Origin of the sequence: Cognatilysobacter segetis, assembly GCF_004359965.1 — a bacterium.
Lineage (GTDB): Bacteria > Pseudomonadota > Gammaproteobacteria > Xanthomonadales > Xanthomonadaceae > Cognatilysobacter > Cognatilysobacter segetis.
On sequence record NZ_SMRQ01000040.1, the window covers coordinates 1 to 22956 of the forward strand.

A 22956-nucleotide genomic window follows, 5' to 3' on the forward strand; every position below is an offset into this window, starting at 1 on the left:
GCCGCCGACGGCCTGTTGGCGGTCTGCATCCAGCACGAGATGGATCACCTCGCCGGCAAGCTGTTCGTCGACTACCTCTCGCCGCTCAAGCGCGAGATGGTGCGCAAGAAGCTCGCGAAGCGGAAGCGCGCGTGAGCGACGTTCGCGCGGCCGCGGGCCGCGGCCTGCTGACGCCGTGCGCGGCCTGCGGCGATGCCATGTCGCGCGCCGCCGCCGCGTGCCCGCGCTGTGGGCATCCGAATGCGCGCGTCGCGCGGCGCGGCCTGCTGATCACGCTCGCGCTCCTGGCGGTCGGCGTCGCCCTCGTGGCGATGCGGCTGCTGCGCTGACGCCGCCCGCCGCGGCGCTCGATCCGCTCCGTCCCGCTCCCCAGGATCCGCCATGAGAATCGTCTTCGCCGGCACGCCCGATTTCGCCGTTCCCTGCCTGCGCGCCGCGGCGCAGCGCAACGAGGTCGTCGCCGTCTACACGCAGCCCGACCGGCCCGCCGGCCGCGGTCGCGGGCTGACGCCGTCGCCGGTGAAGAAGGAGGCGCTGCTGCGCGGCATTCCCGTGCTGCAGCCGGAGAACTTCAAGGCGACGGTGTCGAAGCACGCCCTGCGCGCGCTGCAGGCGGACGTGATGGTGGTGGTGGCGTACGGCCTGATCCTGCCGCAGTCGGTGCTCGACATTCCGGTGTACGGGTGCTGGAACGTGCACGCCTCGCTGCTGCCGCGCTGGCGCGGCGCCGCGCCGATCCAGCGCGCGATCGAAGCCGGCGATACCGAGACCGGCGTCTGCCTGATGCAGATGGAGAAGGGTCTCGACACCGGCCCGGTGCTGCTCTCGCAGTCGATCCCGATCGGCGATGCCGAGACCGGCGGCCAGTTGCACGACCGCCTCGCCGAACTCGGCGCGCAGGTGCTGCGCGACGGCCTCGGCCTGCTGCGCGCCGGCATGCGCCCGGTGCCGCAGCCGCAGCCCGAAATCGGCGTGACCTACGCGCACAAGCTCGACAAGGCCGAGGCGCGCGTCGACTGGTCGCAGCCGGCGCGCGTGCTCGCCAACAAGGTGCGCGCGTTCAATCCGTGGCCGATGGCCGAAGCCGTGATCGCCGGCGAGCGCGTGCGCCTGCACGGCGCGGTGGCGCTGGACGACACGACGACAGCCGCGCCGGGCACGCTGCTGCGCGCCGGCCGCGACGGCCTCGATATCGCCTGCGGCGACGGCGTGCTGCGCGTGCGCGTGCTGCAGCGCGAGGGTGGCCGCGCGATCACCGCCGCCGATTTCCTCAACGCGCGGCAGGACCTGCGCGTCGCCTGACGTGGCCGCCCCGTCGAACCACGCGCAGGCTCTCGGCGTCGCCACGCGCCTGGTCGCCGCGCGCGTGCTCGATGCCGTGCTGCACCGCCACCGTTCGCTGCGCGCCGAACTCGGTCCCGCGCTGTCGACGCTGCCCGATCCGCGTGACCGGGCGCTCGCCGAGGCGATCTGCCTCGCGGTGCTGCGCGCGCCCGCGCGCTATGCCGCGACGCTGGACGCGTGGATGCCCAAGCCGCTGTCGGCGCGCGACGGGGCGGTGCGCGCACTGCTGATGGCCGGGCTCGCGCAGATCGATCCGCTCGGATTGCCGGCGCATGCGGCGGTCGGTGCCACGGTCGAGGCGATGCGCGCGAGCGGGCAGGCACATCGTGCGGGCCTCGCCAATGCACTGCTGCGACGCGCGACGCGCGAGGGCGTGCCGCCGGGCGATCCGCGCGCGCACTGGCCGGCTTGGCTGCAGGCGCGCCTTGCCGCCGACTGGCCGGACGACGTCGACGCGATCTTCGAGCAGAGCGCGCGCATGCCGCCGATGTGGCTGCGCGTGAACCGACAGCGGGTCACGCGGGACGCCTACCTCGCGCAGCTTGCCGACGCCGGCATCCAAGCCTTCGTCGACGACGACCTGCCGGATGCGCTGCGGCTTTCGCATGCGGTGCCGGTGTCGACGCTGCCCGGTTTCGACGCCGGGCTCGTCACCGTGCAGGACGCCTCCGCGCAGGCCGTCGCCGACGCGCTGTCGCCGTCGCCGGATGCACGCGTGCTCGACGCTTGCGCCGCGCCGGGCGGCAAGACCACGCACCTGCTGGAGCGCGAGCCTTCGCTCGCGATGACCGCGCTCGACATCGAGCCGAAGCGGCTCGCGCAGGTCGGCGACGCGCTGCGCCGGCTCGACGTCGGCGAGGCGCGGCTCGTCGCCGCCGACGCGGCCGACCTCGCGGCCTGGTGGGACGGCACGCCGTTCGACGCCGTGCTGCTCGACGCGCCGTGCTCGGCCACCGGCATCGTGCGCCGCCAGCCGGACGTGGTGCTGCATCGCCGCGAGCGCGACCTCGATGCGTTGCTCGTGTTGCAGGCGCGACTGCTCGACGCACTGTGGACCACGCTCGCGCCGGGCGGCACGTTCGTCTACGCGACCTGCTCGATCCTGCGCGACGAGAACGCGCGCCAGGTGGACGCGTTCCTGGCGCGCACGCCCGACGCCGTGGTCGAGCCGCTCGACGCGCGCTTCGGTCGCGTGTCCGGCGCGGGCCGCCAGGTGCTGCCGGGCGAACGCGGCCGCGACGGCTTCTTCTACGCACGACTGCGCAAGCGCTGACCGCGTCCGCGATCGGGCGAGCCGGTTCGCGCGAACACGCGAGCCACGCAGGCACCGCCTCCGCGTGGCGTCGCGACCGATATCATCGGGCGATGCTCAAGACCCCCGAATCGCGCGAACGCTGGCTGTTCTGGCTCGTCGCCCTGCTCGTGCTCGGCGCCGGCCTCGGCCTTCGCGACCCGTGGCCCGCCGACGAACCGCGCTTCGCGCTGGTCGCGAAACAGATGGTCGAGAGCGGGCAATGGCTGTTCCCGATGCGCGGCGACGAGCTCTACGCCGACAAGCCTCCGCTGTTCATGTGGCTGCAGGCGATCGCACTGTCGATCACCGGGAACCTTCGCGTCGCGTTCCTGCTGCCGTCGTTGCTCGCCGCGCTCGGCACGCTCGGCCTCGTGCGCGACCTCGGTGCGCGCCTCTACGACCGCCGCGCCGGCGCGTTCGCGGCGTGGGCGCTGCTGTTCACCTTCGCCTTCACCTTCCAGGCGCGGCGCGCGCAGATCGATCCGCTGCTGGTGTTCTGGGTGACGCTGTCGGTCTACGGCCTGCTGCGCCACGCGCTGCGCGGGCCCGACCTGCGCTGGTGGTACGTCGGCTGGTTCGCGGCAGGGCTGGGCGTGATCACAAAGGGCGTCGGCGTCGTCGCGCTGCTGGTGCTGGTGCCGGCGGCGATCGCGCATGCGCGTGGCTGGGCCGGCGTGAACGCGATGGGCTGGCGACGGCCGGCGACATGGCTCGGCCCGCTCATGCTGCTGGTGCCGATCGCGCTCTGGCTCGCGCCGATGCTCTGGGCGGTGGCGCACAGCAGCGATCCGGCGCTGCACGGCTATGCCGACAACATCCTGCTGCGGCAGACGGCGAAGCGGTATGCCGATCCGTGGCACCACCGCCAGCCCGCCTGGTACTTCCTCGTCGTCATCGCGACGCAGTGGCGTCCCGCCGTGCTCGCGCTGCCGTGGGTCTTGCGCGACTGGCGCAGCGCGTGGCGCACGCGCGATGCGCGACTGGCCACGCTACTCGGCGGCGTCGCGCTGATCGTGCTGTTCTTCAGCCTCAGCGCGGGCAAGCGCGAGGTCTACATCCTGCCGGCGTTGCCCCTGTTCTGCCTCGCGCTCGGGCCGTGGCTGGCCGCGGCGCTCGAGCGGCCGGGCGCGCGCCGGCTGGCGTTCGCGTTCGCCGCGCTGCTCGCGCTGTCCGCGACCGTGGCGGGCGCGCTCGTGGTGGTCGGCCACCCGGGCTTCGAGCAGCGCCTGGACGAGACGCGTGGACTCGTCGGCGGCGCCGACGCGCTCGGCCGCGTGCTGCTCGCGATCGGGGTCTGGGGCATCGGCGCGCTACTGCTGTTCGGCGTGCGCCGCGGCGTCGCCGCGTTGGTCGCCACGCTCACCGGGCTGTGGCTGCTGATCGGCCTGGCCGCGCAGCCGCTGCTGAACGACGCCAGCTCCGCGCGCGGCGTCATGACACGCGCCGCCGCCCACCTCGCTCCGACCGACGAGCTCGCGCTGGTCGCCTGGAAGGAGCAGAACCTGCTGATGGCCGACCGCCCGGCGCGCACGTTCGGCTTCACCCGCGACGTCGCCGCGCAGTTCGCCGATGCGCTGGCCTGGCAGCGCGAGGCGCCGTCGCGGCGCTGGCTGATGCTCGAGGACGACGCGCTCGTGCCGTGCATCGACCGCCGCGCGGCGATCTTCGTCGGCCACAGCAACCGCCGCGAATGGTGGCTGCTGCCGCCCGTCGCCTCGGCCGCCTGCGCCGCCGTCGCGGCCCGGTAGACTGCGGTCGCCTCCCGGCAGGACGCCCGCGTGACCGCCACCGATCCGACCCGCGCGACCCCCTGGCTCAGCCTGCTGTTGCCGGTCTACAACGTCGAGGCCTATGTCGGGGCCTGCGTGGAATCGATCGCCGCCCAGTCGATGGACGGCATCGAGATCCTGCTGCTCGACGACTGCTCCACGGACGGCTCGCGCCGCGTGCTCGACGACCTCGCGCGCCGCCACCCACAGGTGCGGGTGCTCGCACACGAGCGCAACGGCGGACTGTCGGCCGCACGCAACACGCTGCTGCGCCACGCGCGCGGCGAGTACGTCTGGTTCGTCGATTCGGACGATTTGCTGCTGCCCGGCGCGCTGTCGTCGCTGGGCCGCGTGGTCGAACAATCAGCGCCGGACCTGGTGCTCTGCGACTACCGCGTGCATCGCGAGCACATGGCGCTCAAGCATCGGCTGCGCGGCGAACTGCACCGGCGCACCTTCGACGGTCCGGCGCGACGTTGTCTGGACGACCGGTCGCAGCTCGCCACCGGGCTGCTGCGCCAGGGCCAGCTGCATAGCTGGACGAAGATCGCGCGCCGGGAGGTCTGGCAGGCGGCGCCGTTCCCGGAGCATCGCTATTTCGAGGACATCGCGGTGGTCGCGCCGCTGCTCGCCGCGACCCGCAGTGCGTACTACGTGCCCGAGACCTGGATCGCATACCGGCAGCGCGAAGGCAGCATCATGAAGTGCCTCGATGCACGCAAGAACGCCGACCTCGTGCAATCGCTGACCGAGTTGCACGCCGGACTCGCGTCGCGCCTCGCGCTCTCGCCCGATGCGTCGTTCGCGCTCGAGCATTTCTGCATCAAGACCTGTGCGTCGCTGGCGCGCCGGCTGGGCCGTGGCGACATCGCGGCGCAGGCGGCGTTGCACGAGGCGATGACGGCCCGCATCGGTGAGCTGTTCCCCAGCGGCGTGGCGGGCGTGCTGGCGGAGTACCGGCGACGTGGCTGGTGGCTGCGCGCGCGCCGGGCACGCCGTTCGCTCTCCAGGGTGGGCTGGCTGCAATCGTGAGGCGGCTGCGGGTGATCCACTTCGTCACCGGCGGTTTTTCCGGTGGCGCGACCCAGGTGGCGATCGCCCTCGTGAACGCGCATCGGGCGGGCGATGCGATCGAGCCGTTGCTGGTGCTGCGACGCAAGCGGCGCGGCGATCCGGCCCGCATCGAGGAACTGCGCGCGGCCGGCGTGCCGCTCGAGGTGGTGGCGGGCGGCGCGCACGTCGCGACGGTCGCGTCGCTGGTCGCGCTGTGCCGGCGCTGGAAGCCCGACGTCCTGGTCGCGCACGGCTTTTCCGAACACCTCTGGGGCCGCTACGCCGGCCTGCTCGCGGGCGTGCCCGCGCTCGTGCATGTCGAGCACAACACGCGCGAGCGTTACACGCGCTGGCGGCTCACGCAGGCGCGCTGGCTGGCGCGGCGCACCGCGCGCGTCATCGGTTGCTCCGAAGGCGTGCGGCAGGTGCTGCTCGACATGGGCATGCCGGCCGATCGCACTATCGCGATTCCCAACGGCATCCGCACCGCACCGTTTGCCGAGGCCGATGCGCATTCGCTCGCGGCCCGCGTGCCGGGCATCGTGATGGTTGCGCGCTTCTCGAAGCAGAAGGACCACGCCACGCTGGTGCGCGCCGTCGCATCGCTGCGCGAGCGCGGTCTCGCGCCGCCGCTGCTGTTCGCCGGCGCCGGCAAGCGCGCGCATCGCGAGCCGGTCGAACGGCTGGTGCGCGAGCTCGGCCTCGACGGCCAGGTGACGTTCCTCGGCCTGCATCGCGACGTGCCGGGCCTGCTGATGCGCCATCGGCTGTGCGTGCTGTCGACGCACTACGAAGGCATGCCGCTGGCGCTGATCGAGGGCATGGCCGCCGGCTGCGCCGTGGTCGGCAGCGCGGTGCCGGGCGTGCGGGAGACGCTGCGCGACGGCGTCGATGGCCGGCTGGTGCCGGAGAACGACCCCGCCGCGCTCGCCGACGTGCTCGCCCACCTGCTGCGGGACGACGCGGACGCGGCGCGGCTCGCGAGCGCGGCTCGCGAGTCCGCGCTGGCGCGCTACAGCCGCGAACGCATGGCCCGGGATTACGAAACGATGCTGCAGGCGGTCGCGGGCGAGGCGGGCGTCGACCTCGACGCGCCGCCGGCGCCGCGCTGAAGGGTCAGTAGCAGTCCGGCCAGTACGGGTTGCCGCCGTCGGGCTGAAGCGAGAACCGCTTGTAGGTCCACTGGTACTGCGCGGGATCGCGCCGTGCGACCGACTCGAAGGCCGCATTCAGCGCGGCCACGGAGGCGGCGACGTCGCGGCTGGCGACCTCCGCGGGCGCGGGCTCGACGTGCAGCGCGAATCGCGGCCCGGCCGCGTCCTCGCCGATGCGCTCGCACCAGGCCACCAGCACCGTCGCGCCGGTGCGCGCGGCGAGACGGCCGAGCAGGCTCATCGTCAGTGCCGGCCGGCCGAAGAACGGCGCGAATTCGCCGTCGCCCTGCTTGGGCTGCTGGTCGGGGAGGATGCCGACGACACCGCCGCCTTGCAGCCACTTGAACAGCTGGCGCGCGCCGGCCGCCTCGGCGCGGATCTGGGTGACGCGGCCCGCGTCGCCATGGGCGGCGCGCACGCGGTTGAGGAAGGCGTCGCCCACCGGCGATTCCGGCGGCGCGTACAGGATCGCCAGCGGCGTGCGCGAGGCCAGCCACTGGTTCAGCAGCTCCCAGTTGCCGTAATGCGGCGCGGCCACGATGACGCCGTGCCCCGCCGCGATCGCCGCGTCCAGCCGCTGTGCGCCGTGGTCCTCGACGATGCGCCCGAGGTTGCGGTCGTGCGGATGCGTCCAGAAGCGGAGCGTCTCCAGCATCTGGCGCGCGGTGACGCGCAGGATGTCGTGGCGCAGGGCCTCGCGGCGATCCGGCGGCAGGTCGGGGTAGGCGAGCTCGAGATTGCGGGCGGCGATGCGCGACTCGCGGCTGCCGCGGCGCACTTCCCGGTCGGCGATCGCGTCGCCCAGGCGCGCCAGCCACCGCCACGGCAGGCGGGCGAGGGACCAGGCGAGGGCGTACAGCAGGACGGCGGCGACGCGGGGCATCGCGCCAGTCTAAACGGGGGGCCCGGGGCGGCCGCGTGGGCGGGCTCTGCTAGCCTTCCGCGATGCCCCGGACGCGTCCGCCATGCTCGCCCTGATCCAGCGCGTCACCCGCGCCGAGGTGACGGTCGACGACGCCACCGTCGGGGCGATCGGGCCGGGGTTGCTCGCGCTGGTGGGCGTCGAGCCGGGCGATGGCGAGGCGCAGGTCGCGCGCATGGCCGAGCGGCTGCTGGGCTACCGGGTATTCGCGGACGCCGCCGGGCGCATGAACCTCGGGCTGGGGCAGGCCGGCGGCGGGCTGCTTCTCGTCAGCCAGTTCACCCTCGCGGCCGACACGGCCTCCGGCATGCGGCCGGGCTTCCAGACCGCGGCCCCGCCGGACCTCGCTGAACCCCTCTTCAACCGGCTCGTGGATCGCTGTCGCGCGGCCCATCCGGTGGTGGAAACGGGGCGGTTCGGCGCCCATATGGTCGTGAGCCTGGTCAATGACGGCCCGGTCACCTTCCTGCTGCGGGCCTGACCCGCTCAGCTTCCGGCCCCGTGCCGGACCAGGCCCCGCGCGGGCGCTGGTATAATGCACGGTTCCCTTGACCCCTTTCCCTGGTGGCGCAGCCCATGGCCAACGAACGTCAGACCCCGCAGTCGGACATCAAACAACTGATCAGCAAGGGTCTGGAGCAGGGCTACCTCACCTATGCCGAGGTGAACGACCACCTGCCCGACGACGTCGTCGATCCGGAACAGATCGAAGACATCATCGGCATGATCAACGGCATGGGCATCGAGGTGCATGAGGTTGCACCCGATGCCGAGACGCTGCTGCTCGCCGGCCAGCAGGCCGGCGGCCGCGACGTCGACGACACCGCCGCCGAGGAAGCCGCGGCCGCGCTGGTCTCGCTCGATTCCGAGGGCGGCCGCACCACCGACCCCGTGCGCATGTACATGCGCGAGATGGGCACGGTCGAGCTGCTGACCCGCGAGGGCGAGATCGCCATCGCCAAGCGCATCGAGGAGGGCCTCACGCAGGTCCAGGCCTCGCTCGCCTCCTTCCCCGGCACGATCGCGCAGATCCTCGGCGACTACGAGCTGCACAAGGGCGGCAAGAAGCGCCTCGCCGAGGTGGTCGTGGGCTTCCTCGACCAGATCGACGACGTGCCCGAACCGACCCCGGCGCCGGCCGCCGACGTCGATGTCGACGCGGAGGACGACGACGCCGAGGTCGAGGCCGCCGACGAGGCCGAAGAGGCCGGCCCGACCGGTCCGGATCCGCTCGAGGTCGCGAGCCGCATGGGCGCGCTCGGCGAGCTGTACGCGAAGTTCGAGAAGTCGCACGCCAAGAACGGCCCGGACCACAAGACGACCAAGAAGATCCGCGAGGAGATGGCGGAAATCTTCGTCACGCTCAAGCTGCCGCTGAACCTCACCGACGCGCTGGTGCGCAACCTGCGCGAGTCCGTCGCCAAGGTGAAGGAGCACGAGCGCCGCATCCTCGATCTTTCCGTGCGCGTCGCCAAGATGCCGCGCAAGGACTTCATCCGTGCGTGGGACGGCAACCAGACCAACCTCGAGTGGGTCGACGAGCTGCTCAAGCGCAAGCAGAAGTGGGCGAGCGCGCTGCGCGAGGTCAAGGACCGCATCGTCTTCGAGCAGCAGGCGACGATCGACGAAGAGCAGCGCATGAAGGTCACGCTGGCCGAGCTGCGCGAGATCTCGCGGGCGATGGCCTACGGCGAGGCGAAGGCGCGCAAGGCGAAGAAGGAAATGGTCGAGGCGAACCTGCGCCTGGTCATCTCGATCGCCAAGAAGTACACCAACCGCGGCCTGCAGTTCCTCGACCTCATCCAGGAAGGCAACATCGGCCTGATGAAGGCGGTCGACAAGTTCGAATACCGTCGCGGCTACAAGTTCTCGACCTACGCCACGTGGTGGATCCGCCAGGCCATCACGCGCTCGATCGCCGACCAGGCACGCACCATCCGCATCCCGGTGCACATGATCGAGACGATCAACAAGCTCAACCGCATTTCCCGCCAGATGCTCCAGCAGTACGGCCGCGAGCCGACGCCGGAGGAGCTGGCCAAGGAAATGGACATGCCGGAGGACAAGATCCGGAAGGTCATGAAGATCGCGAAGGAGCCGATCTCCATGGAGACGCCGATCGGCGACGACGAGGATTCGCACCTCGGCGACTTCATCGAGGACACGAACGTCATGTCCCCGATCGACGCGACGACCGACATCAACCTCTCGGAGACGGTGCGCGACGTGCTCGCCAGCCTGACGCCGCGCGAGGCGAAGGTGTTGCGCATGCGCTTCGGCATCGACATGAACACCGATCACACGCTGGAAGAGGTCGGCAAGCAGTTCGATGTCACCCGCGAGCGCATCCGCCAGATCGAGGCAAAGGCGCTGCGCAAGCTGCGTCATCCGAGCCGGTCGGAGCAGCTGCGTTCGTTCCTCGACATCGACTGATCGATCGCGACATCGCTTCAAGCACGAGCCCGCCGCCATGGCGGGCTCGTCGTTTCCGCGGCCGCTGATCGCAGCGAAATGGCGAAGGCAGCTCAGTTGCTGTCCAAGGCCGGCAGTGGATTGCGTTCGCCTCATGACAGCACGCGACTGCGAAGTCCGCAGTGGCGTCCGGACGTGCTGAAAGAAGTCGGCTGCGAAGACCCGAGCGGAACGCCTGTTTACGGGACCGCCGCGGTGCAACGCGGGTGCCGCAGCATCGCGCACGCAGACGCAGACGCAGACGCACACGCAGACGCAGCCAGCGCAGCGGCTTCCGTTGGCGCTTGCGAGCGCAGTTTTCTGCGACTCCCTGCGCCGCGCGCCAGTACGGCCGCAGCCTGCCGCTGACGTCGCCGTTCCTCTTGTAGCGCGAGCAGAACCGCGTGCAATGCCCCGGCAACCCAGCGCCGCATGCGGTCCGGACCAGCGTGCATCGAAGCAGCCGACCCATCGGCGCACTTGGGCGCCGGGGTCCAACTGCGTACCATGCACCCACGGGCCTATAGCTCAACGGTTAGAGCAGGGGACTCATCGAAAAGGTGCCGCCGTGCAGGAATGCACGGACGGGAACGGGATGAATTCAGGGAAACCGCAGCGGAGCGCGACGCGCAGACGGTGGCAACCCTGAGCCAAGCCAGCGGTGCACCGCTGGAAGGTGCAGAGACTACCTGAGGGCTTCGAGTGCCCTTGATGACAGGCTCGAGCGTCCCGCACCCCACGCGCCAAGGCGCAGGGTGAAGAGATAGTCCGCGCCGGCGGGAAACCGCCGGATGACGCGAATCCCTTGGTTCCAGGTTCGAATCCTGGTGGGCCCACACTCCCCTAACGCCGCTTTCACGCCGCGCCCCGGACCATGCCCGGTTGCTCAGGGGGCTGTTCAATGTATTCCTCGCAGAAACGCGTGACCGCCGTGATGTCGACGGTGGGCGCCATCCTCGTGACCACGCTGGCCATCGACGCGGCGACGCCGCTGGGCTATGCCGAGTGGTGCCTCTACTTCATCGCCGTGGGCGCGACCCTGTACCAGTCGCGCGCGGAAATGCCGTACATCGTGGCTGCCATCGCGACGATCCTGCTGGCGGTCGGCGCACTGATCTCGCCCCCGGGCGCGAACATGCATTTCGCGCTCATCAACCGCGGCATCGGTCTGCTTTCGTTCTGGGCGATGGCGGTGGTCGTGTCCAGCGCCATCCGCACCCGCCAGCGTGCGCAGGCAATGCTGTGGCTGCAGGAAAGCCAGAACGCACTGCGCACCGCGCTGCAGGGCGATCCGTCCGTGGACGTAGTGGCGGCGCAGGCGCTGCGCACGATCGGCGACCGCCTCGGCGCCCCGGCCGGCGCCGTGTATCGGCTCGAAGGCCAGACGCTGCGCCTCGTCGGCGGCATCGCGCTGGCGGAACAGCAGCCGCAGGCCTTGCCCGTCGGCGCCGGGCTGCTGGGCGAGACGGTGCAGCTCAAGGTCCCGCGCCGCGTCGCGCCGCTCGAGGGCAGCCACCTGACGATCCGTTCGACGCTGGGCGAGAGCCGTCCGGTCGAGCTGTTGCTCGCCCCGCTCACCGCCGACGGCGAGGTGGTGGGCGCGATGGAACTCGGGCGCATCGGCGCGTCGCCGGTCGCCGACGCGCAGGCCGATGCACTGCTGCAGATCTGCGGCGAGACGGTCGGCATCGCGCTGCGCACCGCCATCCTGCGCCAGCAGCTGCAGGAACTGCTGGAGGAGACGCAGCAGCAGAGCGAGGAACTGCAGGCGCAGCAGGAGGAGCTGCGCGTCGCCAACGAGGAACTCGAGGAACAGAGCCGCAGCCTGCAGCAGTCGCAGGCGTCGCTCGAAGTGCAGCAGGCCGAACTCGAGCAGAGCAACGTGCAGCTGGAGGAGCGCACGCACGAGCTCGAGAGCCAGCGCCAGGCGCTGCTGATCGCGCAGGCCGAGCTGGTGCGGCACACGAACGAACTCACCACGGCGAACCGCTACAAGTCGGAATTCCTCGCCAACATGTCGCACGAGCTGCGCACGCCGCTCAACAGCGCGCTGATCCTCGCCAAGCTGCTCGCCGACAACAAGCCGGGCACGCTGACCGAGGAGCAGGTGCGCTTCGCCGAAGCGATCTACGCGTCCAACAACGACCTGTTGACGCTGATCAACGACATCCTCGACCTCGCGCGCATCGAATCGGGGCAGGTCGAGCTGGCCGCGGAGCCGATCGAGCTGTCGTCGCTGGTGGGGCGCCTGCGCGACACGTTCACGCCGCTCGCCGCGCAGAAGAACCTCGCGCTCGACATCGATACCGCGGGTGCGCCGGCGAAGTTGGTCGGCGACGCGCAGCGCCTGCAGCAGGTGCTCACCAACCTGCTCGCCAACGCGATCAAGTTCACCAGCGCCGGCAAGGTGTCGCTGCGCGCGGAGCCGCGTCCGCACCACGGCGTGGCCTTCGTGGTCTGCGACACCGGCATCGGCATCGCGCCGGAGCAGCAGGCGGTGATCTTCGAGGCGTTCCGCCAGGCCGACGGCAGCACCAGCCGACGCTTCGGCGGCACCGGCCTGGGCCTGTCGATCTCGCGCGACCTCGCGCGGCGCATGGGCGGCGAGATCCAGGTCGACAGCACGCCGGGCGAGGGCAGCTGCGTCACGCTCGAGGTGCCGGAGGACATGTCGCCGTTCGTGCGCGAAGCCGCACCGGCGCCCGCGCGTCCGGCGTTGCCCGCCCCGAGGCCGGCGCCGGTCGCGCGGCCCGCGGCGCCCGTCGCCGTTACCCCGGCAGCGGCAACGCGGCTGCCGCAGGCGACGGTCGAGGACGACCGCGAGCGGCTGTCCCGGCCCGGTCGCCTGATCCTCGCGGTCGAGGACGAGCCGGCGTTCGCCGAGGCGCTGGTGGCCGTCGCGCACGAAATGGACTTCGACTGCATCGTCGCCGGCAACGCGGACGACGCGATGGCGCTGGTGGCGCAGTTCGCGCCCTGCGGCGTCCTGCTCGACATCGGCCTGCCGGATGCGTCCGGCCTCACGGTGCTGGAGCGCCTCAAGCGCAGCCCGGCCACACGCCACATCCCGGTGCACGTGGTGTCGGCGTCCGACCGAAGCCAGCTCGCGCTGGAACTCGGCGCGGTGGGCTACCTCACCAAGCCGGCGACGCGCGACCTGCTGATGTCGGCGATCGGCGAACTGGAATCGCGCGGACGGCGCACGCTGCAGCGCCTGCTGATCGTCGAGGACGACGCCGCGCTGCGCGGGAACCTCGAGGCGCTGCTGCGCCGCGACGGCCTGGAGATCGTCACCGCCGGCAGCGTCCATGACGCGCGCGCGGCGCTGCGTGCCACGCCGTTCGACTGCGTGGTCACCGACCTCGCGCTCGACGACGGCTCCGGCGACGACCTGCTCGCGTTCGTGGCGTCGGGCGAAGGCGCCTCTTCGCCGCCGGTGATCGTGTACACCGGCCGCGCGCTGACGCGCGACGAGGAGCAGCGGCTCCGCCGCCACTCGCAGAGCATCATCATCAAGGGCGCGCGCTCGCCGGAGCGACTGCTCGACGAGGTCACGCTGTTCCTGCACAGCGTCGAGGCATCGCTGCCGTCGAGCCAGCAGCGCATGCTGGAAGAGGCGCGGCGCCGGGACGAGGTGCTCGACGGCCGCACGGTGCTGCTGGCCGAGGACGACGTGCGCAACATCTTCGCGCTGTCGAGCATCCTCGAGCCGCTGGGCGTGAAGCTGGAGATCGCGCGCAACGGGCGCGAGGCGCTGGAGGCGCTGGACCGCGCGACGCCCGACCTGGTGCTGATGGACGTGATGATGCCGGAGATGGACGGCCTCGAAGCCATGCGCCGCATCCGCGCCGACGGCCGATTCCGCGACCTGCCGATCATCGCGCTCACCGCCAAGGCGATGAGCGACGACCGCGCGCTGTGCCTGGAGGCCGGCGCGAACGACTACATCGCCAAGCCCATCGACGTCGACAAGCTCGTCTCGCTCTGCCGCGTGTGGTGTTCCCGCCGATGAGCGGCGACGACGCGCTGTTCGACGTCGAGCTGAAGCTCCTGCTGGAAGCGATCTACCTGCGCTACCAGCAGGACTTCCGCGGCTACGCGCTGTCGTCCGTGCGGCGGCGCGTGCGCCAGGCGATGGCGCACTTCCACTGCGAGCGGGTGAGCGACCTGCAGCACCGCCTGCTGCACGAGCCCGACGTGTTCGCGCAGGCGATGCGCTACCTCACGGTGCAGGTCTCCGAGATGTTCCGCGATCCGGAGTATTTCCGTGGCCTGCAGGAAACTGTGTTCCCGTTCCTCGCGACGTATCCGTCGATCAAGGTCTGGGTGGCCGGCTGCAGCGCGGGGGAGGAGGTGTGGTCGCTGGCGATCCTGTTGCAGGAGGCCGGGCTGCTCGACCGCACCCTGATCTACGCGACGGACATCAATCCCGAAGCGCTGCGCAAGGCCGAGGCGGGCACGTACGACGTCGAGCGCATCGCCGGATTCAGCCGCAACTACCTGGCCGCGGGCGGGCGGGCGTCGCTCTCGGACTACTACACCAGCGCCTATGCCGGCGCGACCTTCGATCGCGGCCTGCGCCGGCACATGGTCTTCGCCGACCACAGCCTGGCCACCGACGCGGTGTTCTCGGAAGTGCAGTTCGTGTCCTGTCGCAACGTGCTGATCTACTTCAACCGCGACCTGCAGGACCGCGCCGTCGGCCTGTTCCGCGACGCGCTCGTGCATCGCGGCTTCCTCGGCCTCGGCGGCCGCGAGTCGCTGCAGTTCGGCGCGCATGCGGTGGCCTTCGAGGCCTGCGACCGCGCGCAGCGCATCTACCGCAAGCGCGCATGACCCATCCGACGCCCGCGCAGGTCGAACTCGTGGTGGTCGGTGCGTCCGCGGGCGGCGTCAGCGCGTTGCGGCAACTGGTCGGTGCCCTGCCGGCCGACTTCGTGCCGCCGGTGGTGATCGTGCTGCACCTTCCGCGCGACCGGCCGAGCCTGCTCGTCGACGTGCTGCGCAGCGTATGCGCGCTGCCCGTCGCCGAGGCGGTCGACAAGCAGGCGCTCGTGCCAGGCCGCGTGTACGTCGCGCCGCCGGATTACCACCTGCTGGTCGAGGACCGCGGCAGCCTCGCGCTCTCCGTCGACGAGCCGGTGCTGTTCTCGCGGCCGTCGATCGACGTACTGTTCGAGTCCGCCGCCGATGCGTTCGGCGCCGACGTGCTGGCCATCCTGCTGACCGGCGCCAGCGCCGACGGCAGCCGCGGCGTGGCGGCGATACGCGCGGCCGGCGGCAGCGCCTGGATCCAGGACCCGGGCGATGCCGAAGCCTCCTTCATGCCCGCGTCCGCCATCGCCCACGCGGGCGCGGACGCGGTGCTCACCCTCGACCGGATCACCCGGCGGTTGGCGGACCTGAAATGATCGATTTCCCCCTGAATCGCGCCGTCCCGGCGGACGCACCGCTGGCGCCGGCCAATGTGCTGATCGTCGACGACGTGCCGCAGAACCTCGTCGCGATGGAGGCGCTGCTGCGCAGCGACCAGGTCAACGTGCTGACTGCCTCCTCGGGCGCGCAGGCGCTCGAGCTGCTGCTGCTGCACGACGTCGCCGTGGCGCTGCTCGACGTGCACATGCCGGACATGAACGGCTTCGCGCTCGCCGAGCTGATGCGCGGATCGCCACGCACCGCCGGCATCCCGATCATCTTCCTCACCGCCTCGCCGCAGGATCCGGTGCACGCCTTCCAGGGCTACGACGCCGGCGCGGTGGATTTCCTGCACAAGCCGATCGAGCCGCACGTGATCGGCGGCAAGGTCAAGGTATTCGTCGAGTTGCACCGCCAGCGCCAGCTGCTCGCGCTCCACGCGCAGCGGCTCGAGCACGCGCTCTCGCTCAACGAAACGATGCTGGCGGTGATGACGCACGACCTGCGCACGCCGCTGTCGGTGGTGACGCTGTGCGCGGATGCGATCGAGCGCATGCCGGTGTCGCCGGAAACGCGCGTGATCGGCCAGCGCATCCAGCGCAGCGCGCTGCGCATGAGCCGGATGATCAGCCAGCTGCTCGACTTCTCGCGCATCCGCTCGGGCGTGCTGCACATCGAGCCGGCGCCGACCGATCTCGCGGTCGTCGCGCAGCAGGTGATCGACGAGGCACGGCAGGCGCATCCCGGTACGTCGATCCAGGCCACGTCGACCGGCAACCTCGCCGGCACGTTCGACGCCGACCGCATCGCGCAGGTGCTGTCGAACCTGGTGGCCAATGCCGCGCAGCACGCCGACGACGGCAAAGTGCGCGTCGGGCTCGACGGCGCGTCGGGCGGCACGCTGTCGGTGACCGTGAGCAACCGGGGCCGCATCGACGAGGCGCTGCTGCCGCGCCTGTTCGAGCCCTTCAAGGGCGTGCTGCACGCCAGCAGCGGCCTGGGGCTCGGGCTCTACATCGTCGACCAGTTCGTGCGTGCGCACGGCGGCTCGTCGTCGGCGCGGAACCACGAGGGCGAGGTGGTGATGACCGTGCGGCTTCCCCGGCACGCGCCGGTCGCGACATCGGGCCGCGCCACGTAAAACGCAGGCGACGCGGAGAACAGGCCACCGTTAATCGGAAATACGGGTCGCCTGTCACGAAACGGGCCTGCGGGCGGGCGACGATGGCGGGCGAAGGATCCCCGCGCAAGGACGCGAGCCCTTTAGGACTCCCCCCGATGCCCCGTACCGTCCTCGCCGTCGCCCTGTCGCTGGCGCTCGTCCGCGTCGCCTCCGCCACCGAGTTCGCCCACCCGGACCACTACGAGTTCGACGCCTCGATCGCCGCGCCATTCCGCGCCGAGGCGGGGCGGTTCCCCATGCGCCTGCACTTCGACTACCCCGGCGCCGGCGATCGCACCGCGGCGGCGTGGACGCTCGAGGTGGTCGCCCCGGACGGCCGGGTGGTCGCGCGCGATCGCGGCCTCACCCGGCTCGGCGGTCGCCACGTGGTCGCCCCGGCCTCGTGGAACGGCCGCACCGAGACCGGCGGCGTGGCGCCGCCCGGCTATTACACGCTGCGCCTGCGCGCGGTGCCGACGGTCGTGGATGCCGGCGACACCCGCCCGATCCAGGCGCGCATCGACGAGGCGTTCGCGCTCTTCGCCGACGAGGTCGTCGAGCAGGGCTACGACGTGCAGGTGGGCGACGTCGCCCCGGCGCGCGTCACGCCGCGACAGCCGCTGCGCACGTCAACGCAGGCCGCGACGCTCACCGCGCAGGCGGTGCCGTCCACCGGCGGCCTGAACTACACCGTCTACTACGGCAACCTGCACAGCCAGACCAACCACAGCGACGGCGGCACCGCGCTCGCCGCCTGCAGCGGCGCGGAGAACCCGCAGGCCGGCGCCTACGGCCCGACCGACGCCTACACAATGATGCAGAACCAGGCGCGCGGCGATTTCCTGCTCACGTCCGAGCACAACCACATGTACGACGGCTCGACCGGCACGAACACGAGTGCCAGCCCGACCACCGCGATCAACCTGTTCAAGAGCGGGCTGACCGCGGCGTCGAACTACCGCAGCGCGCACCCCGGCTTCCTCGCCCTGTACGGGCTGGAATGGGGCGTCATCAGCAACGGCGGCCACCTCAACCTGCTCAATGTCGACGCGCTCGCCGAGTGGGAGACCAACGCGTCCGGCCAGCTGATCGGCGAGGTCAACACGCCCAAGAGCGACTATCCCGCGCTGTATTCGACGATGAAGGCGCGCGGCTGGATCGGCATGTTCAACCACCCGGCCACCAGCGGACAGTTCCTCGTCAACGGCACGGCGCTCGGCTACGACGCGAACGGCGCCCAGGTGATGATGCTGGCCGAGGTGCTGAATTCGTCGGCGTTCTCGACCAACACGAGCGAAACGGAAACCGGCCGCAGCAGCTACCAGGCGGCCTGGAACATCCTGCTCGAGCGCGGCTACAAGGTCGCGCCCGCCAGCGACCAGGACAACCACTGCGCGAACTGGGGCCTGAGCTTCACCAACCGCACCGGCGTGCTGATGCCGAGCGGCACCGCGCTGGGCCCCACCAGCTTCTACGACGCGATCCGCGCGCGCCGCGTCTTCGCGACCGAAGACCGCACCGGCCAGCTGGTGCTGACCGCGAACGGCCACGTGATGGGCGAGACGTTCTCCAGCACCGGGCCGCTCACGCTCGTCGCCAACTACGCCAGCACCAGCGGCCAGACCGCGCAGCGGGTGCAGTTCTTCGAAGGCGTGCCCGGACGCAACGGAACGGTGACGCAGCTGTACGAGGGCAGCGACCGCACCACGCTCACGCCCGCCAACGGCGCGCACTTCTACTACGCCCAGGTCACGCAGGCGAACGGCCTGCGCCTGTGGTCGGCGCCGGTCTGGGTCACGCAGGGGACGTCGACCGGCGATACGCAGGCGCCCACCGTCAGCGCGTCCGAATCCGGCAGCGCCGGCACCATCACGCTGTCGGCGACCGCCTCGGACAACGTCGGCGTATCGCGTGTCGAGTTCTACGTCGACGGCACGCTCAAAGGCAGCGACACCACGTCGCCGTATTCGATCACGCTGGACTCCACGACGCTCGCCAACGGCTCGCACGCGCTCGTCGCCAAGGCCTACGACGCGGCGGGCAACGCCGGATCGTCGTCGAGCGTGGCGTTCTCGGTGAGCAACAGCACGACCGCGACCGAGCTGATCAAGAACGGCGGGTTCGAATCGGGCACCACGTCGTGGACCGCGACCAGCGGCGACATCACCAACAGCAGCAGCTACGCGGCCCACGGCGGCACGTACAAGCTGTGGCTCAACGGCTACGGCAGCGCCAGCACCGATTACGGCTACCAGACGATCACCATCCCCTCGACCGCGACGACGGTGACGCTCTCGTTCTGGCTGCGCGTGGTCAGCGACGAGACCACCACGACCAGCGCGTACGACACGCTCAAGGCGCAGCTGCGCAACGGCAGCAATGCCGTGCTGACGACGCTGGCGACGTACTCGAACCTCAACAAGGGTTCGACCTACGTGCAGAAGACCTTTGACGTGTCGGCCTACCGCGGCCAGACCGTGCGCGTGTACTTCGAGGGCATCGAGGGCTCGCAGGTGGCCACGTCGTTCCTGGTCGACGACGTTTCGGTACAGGGACGCTGACCGCGTGGGCGGCGCGCCTCCGGGCGCGTCGCCTACAGGCCGTCGAGCCGGCCGCCATCCACGCGGAGGGCGGCGCCCTGCACGAAGCGGGCGTCGTCCGAGGCGAGGTAGGCGACCACCGCGGCGACGTCCTCGGGCCGGCCGACGAAGCGCTCGTCGAGCTTCTCGACGCCACTCTTCACGTTGGGGTTCTCGCGCAGCATCGGCGTATCCACCGCGCCGGGCAGGATGGCGTTGCTGCGGATGCCCCGGGCCTTGCCCTCGATCGCCGTGGAGCGGCTCAACGACACCAGCGCCGCCTTCGCCGCGGCATAGCTGGCCACGTGCGGCGTGGTTTCCACCGCATGGATGCTCGCCACGTTGACGATGGCGCCGCCGCGTCCCATGTGCGCGAACGCCTCGCGGATGAAGAAGAACGCGCCGAGCAGGTCCACGCCGAGCACCTTGAGCCAGTCCTCGGCGGTGAACGCCTCGATGGGCTTGAATTGCATCAGCCCGGCGTTGTTCACCAGCACGTCGAAGCGGCCGAAACGCTGCATCAGCGCGTCGACCGCGGCCCGCACCTGCGCCTGGTCGCTCACGTCGCAGAGCTGCGCGAGCACGTCGGGCGCGCCGGCCGCGCGCACCTGCGGCAGCGCGCGGTCGAGGTTCCCGCGGTCGTAGTCCACGATCGCCACGCGCGCGCCCTCCGCGGCGAAACGCAGCGCGACCGCGAGGCCGATGCCGCTCGCACCCCCGGTGACCAGCGCGACCCTGCCGTCGAAACGTCGTTCCACGCCGTCCTCCTACGTCCCGCTGGAATTGGCATTCGCCGCGGCCGCGGAGCGGTCGTCGCGATCGCTCGCCGCGTCGGCCCGCTGGCGCGCGTCGTGGCGGGTGGCGTAGTCCTCGGGCATCGTCACCGGCACCTGCAGGCAGACGCTCTGCGTGGGCAGCACCTCGCGCCAGTCGGCGATGAGCTGCTTGTAGGCGCGGCCCACCGGTCGGATGTTGCGGTCGAGGTCGTAGAGCCCGACCTTGAACACGCGACCGTTGTCCTCGCGCAGCGCCGTGTCCCAGTCGACCTGGTCGGTCAGCGAGTACCAGGTGAAGCCCACCACCGGCACGCCGTCGTTGCGCACGCGCAGCACGTTCGCCCATTCCTTCCAGAGCCAGTTGACCGCCTCGTTGCCGGTCGCGCCTTCCTGCAGGTTGGTCTCGGTGTGCATGACCGGCAGGCGGTAGCGGTCGTGGTACTGCCGCGTGATCACGTGGTAGCCGAACACCTCGCCCGAGCTGCGCGTGCTGCCGTCGGCGCAGACGCGATGCTCGTTGGTGACGTAGTAGTCGTTGCCCATGATGCAGTTGTGCTTGTACCGGTGCTCCATGAAGAAGTGGTACTCCTCGCGCGTCATGCCGTTGTCCATGACGTACTCGTACATCTCCGAATTGACGCGGCGGCCGTAGTTCAGGTCGAGCGAGAGGAAGCGCCGGGCGTTCATGATCTCGGCGGGGCGGATCGCGCCGGGGTTCTCGGCGTGGTAGTACTCCGACGACTCGCTCTGGATGAAGATCGCGTCGGGCCGCGACTGCAGGATGGTGCCCATCGCCAGCACGTTGGCGCGCACGATGTGCTTGAGCGCGGTGACGAACGCGCGATCGCTGGCGAGCTGCTCGTTCCACCAGCCGTACAGCGCGGAGAACGCCGCGCAGATGTACATCTCGTTGATCGGCGTGTAGAGCTGCACCCACGGATAGCGCCGCGCGAACGCGCCGGCGTAGTCCGCGAACAGGGCCGGGAAGTCGGGGTTCTGGAAGTCGCCGATCCAGTCCGGCACGCCGAAGTGGCAGAGGTCGGTGATCGGCGCGATGTTGCGGCGGCGCAGGTCCTCGAAGGTGAGGTCGGCGAAGCCCCAGTCGTAGCGGCCCTCGCCCAGCCAGGTCCGGTGGATCGGCGGGCCGTAGCGCAGCACGCGGATGCCGAGCTCGCGCACGAGGTCGAAGTCGAGCGACCACTTCTCGTAATGGCCGCACTTGGCGAGCTCGTCCACCCGCCTGCGGCCGCCGTCGAGCGTCGGGTTGCTGTTCTCGATGCCGGTGGCGAACAGGAAGTTGGGAGCCATGCGGGGCCGCGGCGCGGGTGCCTCGAGCAGGCTAGTCCGCGCGACCGTCGACACGCATGAAAGCGGCCGTTGTGCCGCGGCCGCCGATACCGCGCTCACGCGGGCGGTCGCAGGCTGGCCGTCGATTCCGTGGAGACGATCGATGGCCAGCGAACGCGACCCGACGATGGACGAATGCATCCGCCACTGCACCGACTGCCACGCGGCGTGCATCGAAACCGTGCAGTACTGCCTCGAGCAGGGCGGCGCGCATGCCGATCCCGCGCACCTGGCGCTGATGGCGACCTGTGCGGACATCTGCCGCACCAGCGCCGACGCGATGCTGCGCGGTACGGCCGCGCACGTGCACACCTGCCGCGCCTGCGCGGCGATCTGCGACCTGTGCGCGGCGTCCTGCGAATCGATGGGCGACGACGGCACGATGCAGCGATGCGCGCAGGCCTGTCGCCGCTGTGCAGCGAGCTGCGCGCGCATGGCGGCGTGACGCGGCGATAGTCCGCGTCCCTTCCGCCGGAGCGACGCATGGACCTCATCGACCGTATCGAGACCGAGACCGGCGCCTCGCCCGAATGGTCGGTGATCTGGCTGCACGGGCTGGGCGCGGACGGAAACGACTTCGCGCCGCTGGTGCCGGAGCTGGTGCGCCCGCACTGGCCGTCGATCCGGTTCGTGTTCCCCCACGCGCCCGTGCAGGCGGTCACCATCAACGGCGGCATGCGCATGCGGTCGTGGTACGACATCGTCAGCTTCGACCTGACCGGTCGCGCGGATTCGAAGGGCGTCGATGAATCCGTCGCGCGCGTGGAGGCGCTGATCGCGCGCGAGGTCGAGCGCGGCATCCCGGCGTCGCGCATCCTGCTGGCGGGCTTCTCGCAGGGCGGCGCGGTCACGCTGGCGGCGGGCCTGCGGCGGAGCGAACCGTTGGCCGGCCTGGTCGCGCTGTCGACGTACCTCCCGCTCGGTACCGACGCGCTCGCGCGCCTGGACGACACGCCCGAGGCCGCGCGCGGGCAGCCGGTCTTCGTCGCGCACGGCCGCTTCGATCCCGTCGTGCCCTTCGCCGCGGGCGAGGACGCCGCCCGCCGCCTGCGCGCGCTGGGCTTCGATGTCGACTTCCACGCCTACCCGATGCAGCACCAGGTCTGCCTCGAGGAGATCGAGGCGGTGCGCGGCTGGCTGGACGCGCGTCTCGTGTCCGGTTCAGCCGCCCGCTGAGGCCGCCCCTTCCACGAACGCCCGGGAAGGCTAATATCGGAGGCGGGGGGGTATCGCGGGAGGGGTGCGTGGATACGCTGAACGTGGTGATCGCCGACGACGAACCGTTGGCCCGTGACCGGCTGCGCGCGCTGCTCGAGGAGCAGCCGGGCATCCGCGTGGTCGCGACGGCGTCGGACGGCGCGCAGGCGCTGCAGGCCTGCGCCGAACAGCACCCGGACCTGGTGCTGCTGGACGTATCGATGCCGGGCATGGACGGGCTGGAGACCGCGCGGCACCTCGCCGCGAGCGAACCGCGCCCGGCCGTGATCTTCTGCACCGCCTACGACGCGCATGCGGTCTCGGCCTTCGAGGCCGAGGCGCTGGACTACCTGGTCAAGCCGGTGCGCCCGGAACGCCTCGCGGCCGCGCTCGAACGCGTGCGCCGCCTGACGTCGGCGCGCGCCAACGGCGATGGGGCCGGCCGCAAGCGCACGCACCTGTGCGCGCGCCTGCGCGGCTCGCTGCGGCTGAT

Annotated in this window: 20 protein-coding genes; 17 read left to right on the forward strand and 3 right to left on the reverse strand. The window is 71.1% G+C overall.

Annotated features, from left to right (window positions below; translation table 11 throughout):
- The 7 genes from E4F61_RS09965 to E4F61_RS09995 all read left to right on the forward strand — a co-directional run.
- Window positions 1-135: peptide deformylase (locus E4F61_RS09965; RefSeq protein ID WP_202908978.1), on the forward strand; the 135-nt coding region annotated here is incomplete at its 5' end.
- The gene (locus E4F61_RS09970) at window positions 132-329 is read left to right on the forward strand and encodes a hypothetical protein (RefSeq protein ID WP_133478441.1); all 198 of its coding nucleotides are present in this window, start codon (window positions 132-134) and stop codon (window positions 327-329) included. The genes E4F61_RS09965 and E4F61_RS09970, both read left to right, overlap by 4 nt.
- A gap of 52 nt (window positions 330-381) precedes the next feature.
- Window positions 382-1302: a methionyl-tRNA formyltransferase gene (gene fmt, locus E4F61_RS09975; protein ID WP_133479516.1), complete on the forward strand. Its 921-nt coding sequence runs from the start codon at window positions 382-384 to the stop codon at window positions 1300-1302.
- Between the two features lies 1 nt (window position 1303).
- The gene (gene rsmB / locus E4F61_RS09980; protein WP_133479517.1) at window positions 1304-2617 is read left to right on the forward strand and encodes a 16S rRNA (cytosine(967)-C(5))-methyltransferase RsmB; all 1314 of its coding nucleotides are present in this window, start codon (window positions 1304-1306) and stop codon (window positions 2615-2617) included.
- Between the two features lie 92 nt (window positions 2618-2709).
- Entirely contained in the window at window positions 2710-4386 is a 1677-nt protein-coding gene (locus E4F61_RS09985) for an ArnT family glycosyltransferase (RefSeq protein WP_133479518.1), read from the forward strand.
- Between the two features lie 30 nt (window positions 4387-4416).
- A complete protein-coding gene (locus tag E4F61_RS09990) occupies window positions 4417-5439 on the forward strand; it encodes a glycosyltransferase family 2 protein (RefSeq protein WP_133479519.1) in 1023 nt (340 codons plus the stop codon).
- Window positions 5436-6572 carry a glycosyltransferase gene (locus E4F61_RS09995; RefSeq protein ID WP_202908979.1) on the forward strand — a complete coding sequence of 379 codons (1137 nt, stop codon included), beginning with the start codon at window positions 5436-5438 and terminating at the stop codon, window positions 6570-6572. The genes E4F61_RS09990 and E4F61_RS09995 overlap by 4 nt, the downstream gene beginning before the upstream one ends.
- A 4-nt stretch (window positions 6573-6576) precedes the next feature.
- Here E4F61_RS09995 and E4F61_RS10000 read toward each other — a convergent pair whose 3' ends face one another.
- Window positions 6577-7497, reverse strand: a complete 921-nt coding sequence (locus tag E4F61_RS10000) for a lauroyl acyltransferase (protein ID WP_133479520.1) — start codon at window positions 7495-7497, stop codon at window positions 6577-6579.
- An 82-nt stretch (window positions 7498-7579) separates the two neighbouring features.
- On the opposite strand from E4F61_RS10000, the gene dtd reads away from it, so the two are divergent.
- From dtd to E4F61_RS10035, 7 genes are all read left to right on the forward strand, one after another.
- Window positions 7580-8017, forward strand: a complete 438-nt coding sequence (dtd, locus tag E4F61_RS10005; RefSeq protein WP_133479521.1) for a D-aminoacyl-tRNA deacylase — start codon at window positions 7580-7582, stop codon at window positions 8015-8017.
- 95 nt (window positions 8018-8112) lie between these two features.
- On the forward strand, window positions 8113-9969 hold the full coding sequence (gene rpoD / locus E4F61_RS10010; RefSeq protein ID WP_133479522.1) for an RNA polymerase sigma factor RpoD: 1857 nt from the start codon (window positions 8113-8115) through the stop codon (window positions 9967-9969).
- A 919-nt stretch (window positions 9970-10888) separates the two neighbouring features.
- Complete coding sequence (locus tag E4F61_RS10015; RefSeq protein WP_133479523.1) at window positions 10889-13999, forward strand: hybrid sensor histidine kinase/response regulator; 3111 nt, start codon at window positions 10889-10891, stop codon at window positions 13997-13999.
- Window positions 13972-14823 (forward strand): CheR family methyltransferase, encoded by an 852-nt coding sequence (locus tag E4F61_RS10020; RefSeq protein WP_202908981.1) that lies wholly within the window; start codon window positions 13972-13974, stop codon window positions 14821-14823. Before E4F61_RS10015 ends, E4F61_RS10020 begins: the two co-directional genes overlap by 28 nt.
- A complete protein-coding gene (locus E4F61_RS10025; protein ID WP_133479525.1) occupies window positions 14820-15398 on the forward strand; it encodes a chemotaxis protein CheB in 579 nt (192 codons plus the stop codon). Before E4F61_RS10020 ends, E4F61_RS10025 begins: the two co-directional genes overlap by 4 nt.
- On the forward strand, window positions 15395-16543 hold the full coding sequence (locus E4F61_RS10030) for a hybrid sensor histidine kinase/response regulator (RefSeq protein WP_133479526.1): 1149 nt from the start codon (window positions 15395-15397) through the stop codon (window positions 16541-16543). Before E4F61_RS10025 ends, E4F61_RS10030 begins: the two co-directional genes overlap by 4 nt.
- 137 nt (window positions 16544-16680) lie before the next feature.
- Window positions 16681-19125 carry an Ig-like domain-containing protein gene (locus E4F61_RS10035; RefSeq protein WP_133479527.1) on the forward strand — a complete coding sequence of 815 codons (2445 nt, stop codon included), beginning with the start codon at window positions 16681-16683 and terminating at the stop codon, window positions 19123-19125.
- 32 nt (window positions 19126-19157) lie between these two features.
- Here the strand turns inward: E4F61_RS10035 and E4F61_RS10040 are convergent, their stop codons facing one another.
- Together E4F61_RS10040 and E4F61_RS10045 are read right to left on the reverse strand one after the other, a co-directional pair.
- Window positions 19158-19901: an SDR family NAD(P)-dependent oxidoreductase gene (locus E4F61_RS10040; RefSeq protein WP_133479528.1), complete on the reverse strand. Its 744-nt coding sequence runs from the start codon at window positions 19899-19901 to the stop codon at window positions 19158-19160.
- 9 nt (window positions 19902-19910) lie between these two features.
- Window positions 19911-21227 (reverse strand): family 1 glycosylhydrolase, encoded by a 1317-nt coding sequence (locus tag E4F61_RS10045; RefSeq protein WP_133479529.1) that lies wholly within the window; start codon window positions 21225-21227, stop codon window positions 19911-19913.
- 142 nt (window positions 21228-21369) lie between these two features.
- Between E4F61_RS10045 and E4F61_RS10050 the strand changes: the two genes are divergently transcribed.
- The 3 genes from E4F61_RS10050 to E4F61_RS10060 all read left to right on the forward strand — a co-directional run.
- Complete coding sequence (locus E4F61_RS10050; protein WP_238382886.1) at window positions 21370-21711, forward strand: four-helix bundle copper-binding protein; 342 nt, start codon at window positions 21370-21372, stop codon at window positions 21709-21711.
- Between the two features lie 38 nt (window positions 21712-21749).
- Window positions 21750-22442, forward strand: a complete 693-nt coding sequence (locus E4F61_RS10055; RefSeq protein WP_133479530.1) for an alpha/beta hydrolase — start codon at window positions 21750-21752, stop codon at window positions 22440-22442.
- Between the two features lie 77 nt (window positions 22443-22519).
- A partial coding sequence (locus E4F61_RS10060) for a LytR/AlgR family response regulator transcription factor (RefSeq protein ID WP_133479533.1) occupies window positions 22520-22956 on the forward strand: 437 nt, incomplete at its 3' end.

Bases quoted from the DNA above. Each gene is read 5' to 3' on its own strand.
- E4F61_RS10050 (WP_238382886.1), top strand. From the start codon at position 21,370: ATGGCCAGCGAACGCGACCCGACGATGGACGAATGCATCCGCCACTGC.
- fmt (WP_133479516.1), top strand. From the start codon at position 382: ATGAGAATCGTCTTCGCCGGCACGCCCGATTTCGCCGTTCCCTGCCTG.
- E4F61_RS10045 (WP_133479529.1), bottom strand. From the start codon at position 21,227: ATGGCTCCCAACTTCCTGTTCGCCACCGGCATCGAGAACAGCAACCCG.
- E4F61_RS10000 (WP_133479520.1), bottom strand. From the start codon at position 7,497: ATGCCCCGCGTCGCCGCCGTCCTGCTGTACGCCCTCGCCTGGTCCCTC.
- rpoD (WP_133479522.1), top strand. From the start codon at position 8,113: ATGGCCAACGAACGTCAGACCCCGCAGTCGGACATCAAACAACTGATC.
- E4F61_RS10025 (WP_133479525.1), top strand. From the start codon at position 14,820: ATGACCCATCCGACGCCCGCGCAGGTCGAACTCGTGGTGGTCGGTGCG.
- E4F61_RS10015 (WP_133479523.1), top strand. From the start codon at position 10,889: ATGTATTCCTCGCAGAAACGCGTGACCGCCGTGATGTCGACGGTGGGC.
- E4F61_RS10030 (WP_133479526.1), top strand. From the start codon at position 15,395: ATGATCGATTTCCCCCTGAATCGCGCCGTCCCGGCGGACGCACCGCTG.
- E4F61_RS10035 (WP_133479527.1), top strand. From the start codon at position 16,681: ATGCCCCGTACCGTCCTCGCCGTCGCCCTGTCGCTGGCGCTCGTCCGC.
- E4F61_RS10055 (WP_133479530.1), top strand. From the start codon at position 21,750: ATGGACCTCATCGACCGTATCGAGACCGAGACCGGCGCCTCGCCCGAA.
- E4F61_RS09985 (WP_133479518.1), top strand. From the start codon at position 2,710: ATGCTCAAGACCCCCGAATCGCGCGAACGCTGGCTGTTCTGGCTCGTC.
- dtd (WP_133479521.1), top strand. From the start codon at position 7,580: ATGCTCGCCCTGATCCAGCGCGTCACCCGCGCCGAGGTGACGGTCGAC.